Raw genomic sequence first — 12,424 nt, forward strand, 5'->3', positions numbered from 1 at the left:
AAGAGGTGCAAATATTTTGTGCCTCTTTTTTGCAAATTGTAATTTTACACTATCAACTATCAACTATCAACTATCAACTATCAACTATCAACTATCAACTATCAACTATCAACCATCAACCATCAACCATCAACTAAACTATGCAGCCCGATAAGAAACTTTTCACATTTGAAGAAACCAAACAGAAGTTGGTTAACTATTGCGTGTATCAAGACCGTTGTCATGCGGAGGTTGAGCAAAAGATGCGAGAGTTTGTTTTGATTCCTGAAGCGAAGGATGAGATTATTCTTTATCTGCTTAAAGAAAATTATCTCAATGAAGAGCGTTTTACCCGAAGCTATATTCGCGGAAAATTTTATATAAAAAGTTGGGGCAGAACGAAGATTAAGATGCATTTAAAACAAAAAGGCATTACCGAAAAACTAATTTCTAGCTGTTTTGATGAAATTGACGAAGATGATTATTTAAAAACCATCAATAAGATTTACGAAAATTACGAATCCAAATTGAAAGGGTTGAAGGACTATCAGAAAAAAGGAAAAACAATTAAATATCTTCTAAGCAGAGGCTTTGAATATGAATTTATTTTACAGGTTATAGAAAATTAACATAAGCTGTAAAATATCATTAAATTAATAATGTTTTGTATTATTTTTTTCACTTAAAAAACGAATAGGTTCCAAATTAGATGAAAGTGAGGCGTGCTATCTTACTTATTAGACTTGTTTTAAGTCCTCCAAATGATTTTGTTTAAAAATGCTTAATGGGGGATTGCTTTGTTAATATAATTATTTAATTCACTTATTTTTGGTGCTATTTTTCTGTTTTTTTTAATAGTTCCTAAGTGAATAAGTATTATGTTGATTTTTTTATAAAAATAATATCATTATATTTGCCGAATAACCGAAATATCAAAATGCTGAATGAAAAAGCTTACTGATGCTTTTACTGCGCTGTATAATGGAGACAATATAGTTAAACTTACGGATTTAAGGTATATCCCAAGGTGGATTGTCATTCTTATAGATATTTCTATAGTATTTTTTTCAATATTTCTGTCGTATACGTTCTTAGATTGGCTACACGTACAGGTCAATTTTCCCAATCAAAGTTTAGAAAAAAGAATATTACTTATCGGGGTTAACTTATTCTTTATGTTTGTTTTTAGAACCTATGCAGGTATTGTAAGACATTCTACTTTTTTTGATTTGTTTAAGATTCTTTTGTCTTCAGGAAGCACTTTATTAACCCTAATGGCTATCAATTTTTGCATAGGGAAATTATTAGGGAAGTCGTTGTATTTGTATCCAACTTTATTTCTTTACTTTTTTATTTCTGTTTCACTGATGTTCTTCTTTAGAATGCTCATCAAACAGTTTTTTAATATTTTAATTGATATTAAAGGAGCTTCTTCAAAAACCAGAGTTGCAGTAGTAGGAGTAAGTGATGCCTCAGTTTCTTTGGCAAGAGCAATACTTCATAATCCCAATTACCCTTATCGCTTAGAGGGTTTTGTTACCAAACGATCAGACTCAAACAAGGCAGTTTTGCTGGGGAATAAAATTTATAATAGTGATTATTTTTTTAAAAATAAAAATCTAACTAAACAGTTTGATGCGCTCTTGATTATCAAAGAAATTATGTCAAAGCAAGAGCTTGAAGAATGGATGACATTGGCATTAGATAACGGATTGAAAGTTTTAAAAGCTCCTACATTGAGTAAAATGCGTGATTCTGACTTGGTGGGAGGGATTCGTCAACTTCAAATTGAAGATTTGCTAAACCGTAGGCCGATAAAGATTGAAAATGAAGATGTTACAAAAAGACATTTTAATAAAAATATTTTAGTTACTGGGGGAGCTGGTTCTATAGGTAGTGAAATTGTACGCCAAGTCGCTCAGTTTGAGCCTTCACTCATTGTTGTGCTTGATCAGGCGGAGTCTCCTTTATACGAACTGGAACTCGAATTGCTTGAAAAATACCCTGAGCAGAAATTCAAATTTGTCTTGGCAGATATTTCTAATTCTTACAGACTCGAAAAAATATTTGAAACCTATCAGTTTTCAATGGTGTATCATGCTGCTGCTTACAAACATGTTCCTTTAATAGAAGAAAATCCACATGAAGCTATTTTTGTAAATGTGTTGGGGACGAAAAATGTGGCTTTGCTTTCAAAAAAATATAAAGTAAACCGTTTTGTAATGGTTTCTACAGACAAAGCAGTAAATCCTACCAATGTAATGGGAGCTTCGAAGAGAACGGCTGAGCTTTTTGTACAGTCTTTACAGAATTTAGAAGGGAACACAACAAAATTCATTACTACCCGTTTTGGAAATGTATTAGGCTCCAACGGTTCGGTGATTCCGCATTTTAGAAAACAAATTGAAAAGGGAGGTCCTATTACCATTACCCATCCCGATATTATCAGATATTTCATGACTATTCCTGAGGCTTGCGAATTGGTTCTTCAGGCAGGAACGATGGGTGCAGGAGGCGAAATTTATGTTTTTGATATGGGAGAACCTGTTAAAATTTTAGATTTAGCCAAAAGAATGATCAAATTATCTGGCTTTAGACCAGATGTAGATATTAAAATTAAATTTATAGGGTTAAGACCGGGCGAAAAATTGTACGAAGAGCTGCTGAGTGATAATGCGACGACAGTTCCTACTCACCATCAGAAGATTATGATTTCTAAAGACCCCTTAATAGCTTTTGACGAAATTGAATTTTTATGTAAACAGGTAATAAAGGCAGCAGTAAAAAGAGATAAGTTGCACGTGGTAAAGCTGCTGAAAGATATTGTACCCGAATTTATTAGCAACAATTCCGAATTCGAAGTGCTCGATAAAAAGAATCTTACAGATGTGTCAAATTAAATATAAAAAAAAGAACTGTTGTTAAGCATAATTAACAGCTAATTCTCAATATAACCCTCAACAAGTTTTGTTTGAAAAATAATAATCCTATTTTTGTGAAAAAATTACCGAAAATGAATTTTAAAAAATATTTTGTATATAGTGTCTTAGGTCTAGCTGTGTTTTCTTGTACTCCGAGACAGAATATCAATTACATGCAAGACATTGAAAATATTACCTTAGATAATTCAATTAAAAACAGCCGTACGACATTGCAGCCCGGCGATCAGTTAATTATTTCCGTAACGGCTAAAGATTTAGATGTTGTTAAACCATTTAATCAAAGCTATTCGTCAAGTTCTGAAGTTGTTCGTTATTCTACACCAAGCTCTAACAGTGTGCCGCAGCCAACACCAGTGGCAGGTCAGACGTATATTGTAGATACTGATTATAATATAGTTTTTCCTCAAATCGGTAAAGTAAACACTAAAGATGAAAATATCGAAAGTTTCAGATTAAAATTAACGAATCTTGTCGGTGAATACGTAAAGAATCCTGTTATTGATGCACGATTAATCAACTTCAAAGTGTCGGTAATGGGTGAAGTTGCTAGACCCGGAGTTTATGTCGTTCCTGAAGGAAATACTACAGTGCTTGCTGCTTTAGGGTTAGCTGGTGATTTGACGACGTATGGGATCCGTGAAAATGTTTTGATTGTTAGAACGGTAGACGGACAAATTACCCACCATAGAATAAATCTTAACAGTGCGCAGTTTATCAATTCACCGTATTATTACTTAAAGCAGAATGATATGATTTATGTACAGCCTAACGCTAACCGAGAAAAAGCGGCTAGAGTAGATCCAAATACAGGATTGTATATTTCAGTGGCATCAGTTATTGCTTCTTTAGTAATTGGAGTTTTAGCACTTACAAAAAATTAATATAAGAAGAATTCTTTATAGTGGATTATAATCAAACACAAGATGAGGCTCAGGAAGAGTCTTTCAATATCAGAGAAGTCATAAAACCTTATATTCATCGTTGGTATTGGTTTATTATAGGGGCAATTGTTGCGGTTATTGCTGCTTGGTTTTTCTTAAGATATAGTATTCCTGTATACAGTACAGAATCTACTTTATTAATTAAAGAAGTCAAAAAATCAGCCTCTTCGCAACCTGAAATGTCTGTGATTTCTGAATTGGGTGGCATCGGCGGTATGGGAACCAATTCTGTGGATAACGAAATAGAAATCCTTAAATCTAAAAAGTTGATGCTTTCTGTGGTGAAAGAATTGGCGTTAGAAACTGGTGTTTATTCTAAAGGAAGCATTAAAGAAACGGAGCTTTATCAAGAATCTTCTCCTTTCCTGGTACGTGTTATCAGTGAAAAAAAGAAAGCAAAATATCCCTCAAGTGAGGTTACGGCTCAGATTGTAGGCAACAAAATTATTATTAAATCTGAAGATTTTAAAAAAGAGATTCAGGCACAGTTTAATACTGCGGTAACAATGCCTTTTGGAGTGGTGATGTTCCAGAAAAATCCAAAATTCAAAGGAAGCCCAAATCAAAACAGTATGTACCGATTGCAGTTTATGTCGGGCATGAATAGAGCGCGATACTATCTTACGAAGCTTAATGTCTCATTGGCACAGAAAGAAGCCACTGTACTGAAGATTACATTTACTGATCCCGTTCCTGAGAAAGCAGAAAATATTTTGAACCGCCTGGCGGTGAACTACAACCGTGAAGCCAATCTTGATAAAAATTCAGAAGCCCAGAAGACCGCCTCTTTTATTGATGAAAGAGTATCGTTGATCAGTAGAGAATTGGGGAATGTAGAATCGGAGAAAGAAAATTTTAAGGTAAAAAATAATATTGCTGATATTCAGACAGAAGCAGAACTTTCTTTAGCAACGGAGATGGGTACCCGTCAAAAACAGCTTGAAAATGAAACTCAGCTTGAATTGGTCAACAGTTTGCTGACCTCGGTTAACAGACAGGGTACTTATCAGGTTTTGCCATTGAACGTAGGGCTTTCAGATCAAAGTATTGCTACTAGCATAGCAGCATTCAATCAGTTGGTGATTGAAAGAAACAGATTGCTTGAAAATTCTACGAGCGCTAATCCTGTGGTACAAGATATTACCAATCAGATCAACAGTATGCGAAGTTCTGTGGTGCAGAGTCTACAGAAAAATAAATCTGGATTGCAGATGGCAAGAAGTACTATTTTGGGGGAGCAAAATAGATTGTCAGGGAAAATTTCTAAAATTCCTGTGCAGGAAAAAATGTTCCGAAGTATTGAAAGACAGCAGAACATCAAAGAACAGTTGTATTTATTATTATTGCAAAAACGTGAAGAAGCGGCCATTTCATTAGCCATTGCGGCACCCAAAGCCAGAATTGTTGATGATGCATTAACCAATCCTATACCTGTTTCTCCCAAAAAAATGATCATCTATCTGGGAGCATTAATGATTGGGTTGCTCATTCCTTTTGCGGTTATTTATTTATTAGAACTCTTCAACGATAAAGTTAAAACGAAGCTCGATCTCGAAAGATTACTAGATGGTGAGCCTGTAATTGGTGAGCTGCCATCTGTGCCAAAAGGGGAGCCAGAAATCGTGCAATTAAATGATTTATCTCCTCTGGCAGAAGCATTCAGAATTTTAATTACCAATATTAATTTTATGTTGCCGAAAAACAAAAAAGGAAATGTAATACTTGTTACCTCTACCGTGAAAGGAGAAGGTAAAACATTTACTTCGGTTAATTTGGCGTTAACATTGGCAACACCGAGAAAAAAGGTAATTATTATCGGTTCAGATATCAGAAATCCCCAGTTACAGAGATACAACGAAAGCCGAAAAGGGTTAATTGGTCTTTCAGAATTTATGTATGATGAGCAAATTAGTATTTCAGAACTTATTCATCCTACTTCATTCAATCCGTATTGCGATGTGATTTATTCAGGAGTAATTACCCCAAATCCTACAGAATTATTATCTAACGGAAGGTATCACGAATTGGTAGACAGTTTAAAACCAATGTACGACTATATAATATTAGATACTGCACCGATGATGTTGGTAACAGACACTTTCTTAATAGCAGATGTTGCAGATGCTACAGTATATGTTACCCGCTCTGGATATACCGAAAAAGAATTGATAGGATTTATCAATAAGCAGGTAAAAGACAAGAAAATAAATAATGTGGGATTGGTACTGAATGATGTAAGCAAAATTCATAGTGGCTACGGCTACGGCTACAAATATGGCTATGGTTATGCAGCAGAATCAAAAAAATCTTTTTGGAAAAGATTACTAGGAAAATAATTTATTTTGAGTATTTATTTTTTTGAATAATTTACGAAAATTAAATACATACACTTTTTTCAGAGATAAAAAATGAATAAAGAGCATAAAATTGCAGTAATAGGCTTAGGCTACGTGGGTTTGCCTTTAGCAAGATTGTTTGCTACTCAATACCCAGTAGTAGGTTTTGATATTAATCAAAAAAGAGTTGCTGATTTACAAGCGGGGACTGACTCTACTTTAGAATTAGATGATGAAGTTTTACAATCAGTTTTACTTCAAAAAAATCCTTTAAATGAAAAAAATATAATTAAAGGATTATTCTGCTCAGTAGATCTGAGTGATATTCAGAATGCCAACATTTATATAGTGACGGTTCCAACCCCTGTAGATAAACATAATCGTCCTGATTTGACTCCATTGTATAAATCAAGTGAGACAGTTGCTAAAGTTTTAAAGAAAAACGATATCGTAATTTATGAATCTACAGTCTATCCTGGGGTAACTGAGGAAGAATGTGTGCCGGTTTTAGAAAAAATTTCCGGTTTTAAGTTTAATGTAGATTTTTTCGTAGGATATTCACCTGAAAGAATTAATCCTGGAGATAAAGAACATACGGTAGAAAAAATATTAAAAGTTACCTCTGGTTCGACTCCTGAAATAGGAAGAGTTGTTGATGATTTGTATAAATCAGTAATCACCGCAGGAACTCATTTAGCGCCAACAATTAAGGTCGCTGAAGCTTCAAAAGTGATAGAAAATTCACAAAGAGATATCAACATCGCTTTTATGAACGAACTTGCCAAAATATTCTCATTAATGGATATTGATACGCATGATGTATTAGAAGCAGCAGGAACAAAGTGGAATTTTTTAAAATTCAAACCCGGATTAGTGGGAGGGCATTGCATCGGAGTCGATCCTTTTTATCTTGCTCAAAAAGCACAGGAAGTAGGTTATTATTCGGAACTGATTTTAACAGCAAGAAGACTGAATGACTCCATGGGAGCATTTGTAGCATCACAAGTTGTTAAGCTAATGATTCAAAAGGATATTAAAATAAAAGATGCTAAGATTTTAAACCTTGGGATTACGTTCAAAGAAAACTGTCCGGATATAAGAAACTCAAAAGCAATAGATGTAATAACCAATTTACAGGAATACGGTGCTGAACTTATCATTTTTGATCCTTGGGCAGACCCTAAAGAAGTTTTAGATGAATATGGTATTATCTGTCACTCACAGATAATCGAAGAGCAGCAAAAATATGATGCAATTGTACTTACAGTTGCTCACAACGAATTTTTGAATATTAATTTCAAAAATCTTTTAAAAGAAGAGGGGGTTGTTTACGACGTAAAAGGAGTATTGGAAAAAAATAAAGCTAATAAAAGATTATAAAATATTATTTTGAAGAAAAATTTAATCATATTCGGAACCAGACCAGAAGCTATAAAAATGGCTCCTCTAGTAAAAGAGTTTCAAAAGCATACAGATGTTTTTGAAACAAAAGTTTGCGTAACGGCCCAACACAGAGAAATGTTGGATCAAGTGCTTGATTTTTTTCAAATAAAACCAGATTTTGATTTAGATTTAATGAAACCTAATCAGAATTTATATTCATTAACTGCTGATATTATTACTGGAATGAAATCAGTTTTTGATGAATATCAACCTGATTTTATATATGTACATGGTGATACCACTACTACGATGGCTGCAAGTATTGCTGCATTTTATTCTGGTGCAAAGGTTTGCCATGTAGAAGCAGGACTTAGAACTCATGATAAACAGTCTCCTTTTCCTGAAGAAATCAATAGGCAGGTAGCAGGAAGAATTGCGGATTATCATTTTGCTCCTACATTGCAGTCTAAAGAAAATTTAATAAAAGAAAATGTTAATCAAAGCTCAGTAATTGTTACAGGAAATACAGTTATTGATGCATTATTATATAGCTCAGACAGAGTGAAAGTTTTAGAAAATAGCGAAATTAATTTATTGAAAAATATAATTGATTTTAATAAAAAAATAATTTTAGTAACTGGTCATCGACGAGAAAATCACGGTAAAGGATTTATTAACATTTGCGAAGCGTTAAAAGAAATAGCAGAAAATAATGAAGAAGTTCAAATTATATATCCTGTTCACTTAAATCCAAATGTGAAAAAACCAGTTTTCGAAATTTTATCTAAAGTTAAAAATATTAAACTAATTGATCCTTTAGCTTATCCTGCTTTTGTTTGGCTAATGAATCAGGCATATATGATTATTACAGATTCTGGAGGTGTACAGGAAGAAGCTCCAAGTTTAGGGAAACCTGTATTGGTAATGCGTGAAACGACTGAAAGACCTGAAGCTGTTACTGCTGGAACAGTAATTTTGGTAGGTACAGATAAAAAAAGAATCATTTCAGAAGCACAAAGCTTATTGTCAGATGTAGAAAGGTACCAAAATATGAGTGCTTTACATAATCCTTATGGAGACGGGGAAGCTTGTGGAAGAATAGTAAATTTTATTGAAAATTTAAGTGATAAACTCTAAAACTATTGCAAAAAATGCAATGTACTTATACATAAGGATGTTTATCACGATGGGGGTAACTCTTTATACGTCCAGAGTAATTTTGAATGCATTAGGCGTTGAAGATTATGGAACCTATAGTATTGTAGGGGGAGTAGTTTCAATGTTTAGCTTTTTCAATAGCGCTATGGTATCTGCTACCAATCGTTTTTTGGCTTTTGACATTGGAAAGAATGATATAATACAGTTAAAAAAGACGTTTAATGCAACATTAAATATTCATATACTTATTGCTTTATTAATTTTAGTGTTGGCAGAAACTTTAGGATTGTGGTTTATTAACTACAAGTTGAATATAGCTGCAGAAAGAATGTCTGCAGTGAATTGGGTATATCAGTTTTCTGTATTCACTTTTTTATTAAGCGTTATTCAGGTACCTTATGATGCATTGATTGTTGCAAGAGAAAAAATGAGCATATATGCTTATATGAGTATAGCTGAAGTTATATTAAAGTTATTGATAGTTTATCTACTTCTTATTTTTGATTTTGATAAATTAATACTTTATGCAGGGTTGTTATTTGGGGTATCATTTATTACAAGAGTTGTACACAAAATTTACTGTAAAATAAATTTTGAAGAAAGCAAATATCAGTTTTACTATGAAAATGAATTATATAAAAAATTATTGTCTTTTTCGGGGTGGAGCCTATTTGGAAATATGGCTTCTGTTGTCAGAGGGCAAGGATTGAATATTTTGTTAAATGTTTTTTTTGGAACAGTTGTGAATGCAGCATATGGTATAAGTATGCAGGTTCAAGGGGCGGTACAAGTTTTTGTAACTAATTTTCAAATGGCTGTGAACCCTCAGATTATAAAGCAATACTCATCTGGTAATAAAGAACAATCTTTGAAACTTATTTTTCAAAGTGCTAAGTTCTCTTATTTTTTGATGTTTTTGTTAGTTTGTCCAATAATATATAATATTGATTTCATTTTAGAAATATGGCTTAAGAATCCTCCGAAAGGGACTTCAAGTTTTGTTGTACTATGTTTAATCGGTATATTAATAGATTGTATTTCAGGTCCATTAATGATAGGTGCACAGGCACACGGAAATATTAAATGGTATCAAATAGTATTGGGAACATTTATCTTTCTGTGTCTACCTATTTCATATATTTTTTTAAAGATTTTTTATAATCCTAATGTGATTTTTTGGGTCATTATAGGTATAAATATAATTTCATTATTTGGACGGTTATTGTTTTTAAAATATCTAATTAATTTTGATGTGGGATTGTTTGTTAGAAATGTGATATTAAGAATCATAGTTATTACCACAATATTGTTTCTTACTACTCATTATTTAATGTTTTCATTAAATAATTGTTATGTTGATTTTATTTCAAAATCGATGATTTTAACAATTGTCAACTTAGTTATGATTTTTTTTTATTGGCTTGAGTAATAGTGAAAGAATGATGTTATTAGGTTTTATTAAAAACAAAAAATATTAAAATAATTTTTATAAATTTTCTTGAAAAATGAAAATAGTTTTAGTTAGGGCGTATACTCATTGTAATTTAGGAGATGATCTTTTCTTAAAAGTTCTTGTTGATCGTTATCCAAATGTTAAATTTAGAATTATTGTAAATGATTTAGATTTATATGCTAAAATGTTTGATCAATATCAAAATGTCACAATAATTCAAAATTTAACATTTTCTTTATTGGAGCGTATTTATTTTAAATCTATATCTTTTATTTCAAAAAAGAAAAGAAAAGAAATCATTAAAAAATACTATAAAAAATACTATACTAATGAATATGACCAATCTGATTTATATCTTTATATAGGAGGGTCTTTGTTTATGGAGAATATTTATGGAGATAATTTAGCGGATGAGTTGGACAAGTTAATTACGTCTGTTTTTTTTGATAAGCCTAAATTCATAATAGGAGCGAATTTTGGTCCGTTTTATTCTTCTGGATATAAAGATTTTTATAAAAATATTTTTTTTAAATATCAAGATGTTTGTTTTAGAGAAGCATATTCTTTAGATGTTTTTAAAGAATTACCTAATACTCGGATGTGTCCAGATGTTGTTTTTCAGCTACAGTTGCCATCAGTTATAGATAAAGAAAGCAATAGTATTGGTTTTTCTTTAATAGATATTTCTCAAAGAAAGCAATTGATGATGTTTACTGAAGAATACAAACGATTTATAATTCAGACAATAAAAGAGTCTTTAGAGAATGATAAAAAAGTTTATATGTTTTCATTTTGCAAACAAGAGGGAGACGAAAATGTTATAGATAATATTCTTTGTTTATTGCCTATAAATTTAAGAGAGAAGGTAAATATTGTATTATATAAAGGGAATATTGATGATTTTTTGCTTAAATATTCAAAAGTAGAGACAATGTTTTGTACTCGTTTTCATTCGATGATTATTAGCTCTCTATTAAACCAAAATATTTTTCCAATTATGTATAGTGATAAAATGAAAAATGTTTTACAAGATTTGAATTATGAAGGATTAAGTTCTGATATTGCGAGTTTGCATAATATAAACTCTTCAGAGATATTGAAAAAAATACGAGGAAATAAACTTAAAATTCATCAACAAGTTATTGAAAAATCAAAAGATGCTTTTACAGAATTAGAAAAAGTAATTACGTTATAAAGAATTCAATTTTTATGATTTCAATCATTATACCAGTATATAATACAGAGAAATATTTGCATAAGTGTATAGATACTGTGCTATCACAAAGTTATAAGGATATTGAGGTTTTGTTAATTAATGATGGTTCTACTGATAACAGTGGAAAAATATGTGATGAATATGCAAATAAAGATGGTAGAATCAAAATTTTTCATAAAGAAAATGGTGGCGTAAGTGCTGCCAGGAATTTGGGAATTAAGAAAGCAAAAGGTGAATGGTTATGTTTTATAGATGCTGACGATTGGATAGATGCAGATTACCTACAAAACTTTGTTATTGTATTTTCTGGAGAAGAGGATTTTATTATTCAGGGTTATATAAAAAACAACGACGAAAAAATTGTTGGTGGGTCAGGTTTTTTTTCAAACTTTGAAAATTTTTTAGATTTTTTTATGTACTCTGAAAAAAATAATTTATTAAATTCCCCTTGTTTCAAGTTGTTTAGAAAAGATATTGTTGATAGAAACAATATGAAATTTGATGAAAAATTTTCGTTAGGCGAAGACCATATTTTTACACTCGAATATATTCGGTTTGTAAGTAGATTTTCAGTTTCTTTTAAAAGAGGATATCATTATAGGATGTCAAATGACGGAAATTCCTTAACTCAAAAACTAATAGACATTGAGAAATTTAAACAATATGTATTGATAAATAACAGTCTAAGAGAAGAAATTTTAAATCTAAATAAAGCTGGAAAAGATTTTTTTATCTGCTCATATCAAGAAATGAATAGATGGGTAATATTTACAATACACGCACTATTTGATAAAGGAAGGCAATTATATTTCACAGAGGAAAAAGCAGAATTTGAATCGTTATTGAAATTGTTTAGATTTAAATATGGTGTTTCAAGAATTTCATTAAAAGTAGATATTTATAATATGTTGTTTATAACTATAATGAGATCAGGTATATTACCTATAAAAATGAAAATGAAATGTTTGAAATTTTTCACAAGTATAGTTTCTGACTGAAATTAGATGCAATATATT

At 31.4% G+C, this 12,424-nt stretch carries 9 protein-coding genes; all 9 read left to right on the top strand.

Annotated elements, in window-relative coordinates:
* Positions 1-140 precede the first annotated feature (140 nt).
* The 9 genes from LO744_RS06375 to LO744_RS06415 all read left to right on the top strand — a co-directional run bounded on the left by LO744_RS06375 (position 141) and on the right by LO744_RS06415 (position 12,406).
* Positions 141-608, top strand: coding sequence for a regulatory protein RecX (locus tag LO744_RS06375; RefSeq protein WP_230668046.1), 468 nt, complete (start codon positions 141-143; stop codon positions 606-608).
* A gap of 315 nt (positions 609-923) precedes the next feature.
* Positions 924-2,879, top strand: coding sequence for a polysaccharide biosynthesis protein (locus LO744_RS06380; protein ID WP_230668051.1), 1,956 nt, complete (start codon positions 924-926; stop codon positions 2,877-2,879).
* Between the two features lie 113 nt (positions 2,880-2,992).
* Positions 2,993-3,802 carry a polysaccharide biosynthesis/export family protein gene (locus LO744_RS06385; RefSeq protein ID WP_230668053.1) on the top strand — a complete coding sequence of 270 codons (810 nt, stop codon included), beginning with the start codon at positions 2,993-2,995 and terminating at the stop codon, positions 3,800-3,802.
* Positions 3,803-3,822: 20 nt separating this feature from the next.
* On the top strand, positions 3,823-6,198 hold the full coding sequence (locus LO744_RS06390; RefSeq protein WP_230668059.1) for a GumC family protein: 2,376 nt from the start codon (positions 3,823-3,825) through the stop codon (positions 6,196-6,198).
* Between the two features lie 72 nt (positions 6,199-6,270).
* Complete coding sequence (locus LO744_RS06395) at positions 6,271-7,578, top strand: nucleotide sugar dehydrogenase (protein ID WP_230668062.1); 1,308 nt, start codon at positions 6,271-6,273, stop codon at positions 7,576-7,578.
* Between the two features lie 9 nt (positions 7,579-7,587).
* Positions 7,588-8,718: a non-hydrolyzing UDP-N-acetylglucosamine 2-epimerase gene (gene wecB, locus LO744_RS06400; RefSeq protein WP_230668064.1), complete on the top strand. Its 1,131-nt coding sequence runs from the start codon at positions 7,588-7,590 to the stop codon at positions 8,716-8,718.
* Positions 8,719-8,800: 82 nt separating this feature from the next.
* On the top strand, positions 8,801-10,168 hold the full coding sequence (locus LO744_RS06405) for a lipopolysaccharide biosynthesis protein (protein WP_230668067.1): 1,368 nt from the start codon (positions 8,801-8,803) through the stop codon (positions 10,166-10,168).
* 76 nt (positions 10,169-10,244) lie between these two features.
* Complete coding sequence (locus LO744_RS06410; protein ID WP_230668071.1) at positions 10,245-11,387, top strand: polysaccharide pyruvyl transferase family protein; 1,143 nt, start codon at positions 10,245-10,247, stop codon at positions 11,385-11,387.
* 14 nt (positions 11,388-11,401) lie between these two features.
* Positions 11,402-12,406, top strand: coding sequence for a glycosyltransferase family 2 protein (locus LO744_RS06415; protein WP_230668075.1), 1,005 nt, complete (start codon positions 11,402-11,404; stop codon positions 12,404-12,406).
* Positions 12,407-12,424 lie beyond the last annotated feature (18 nt).

The organism is Chryseobacterium turcicum, assembly GCF_021010565.1.
GTDB lineage: Bacteria > Bacteroidota > Bacteroidia > Flavobacteriales > Weeksellaceae > Chryseobacterium > Chryseobacterium turcicum.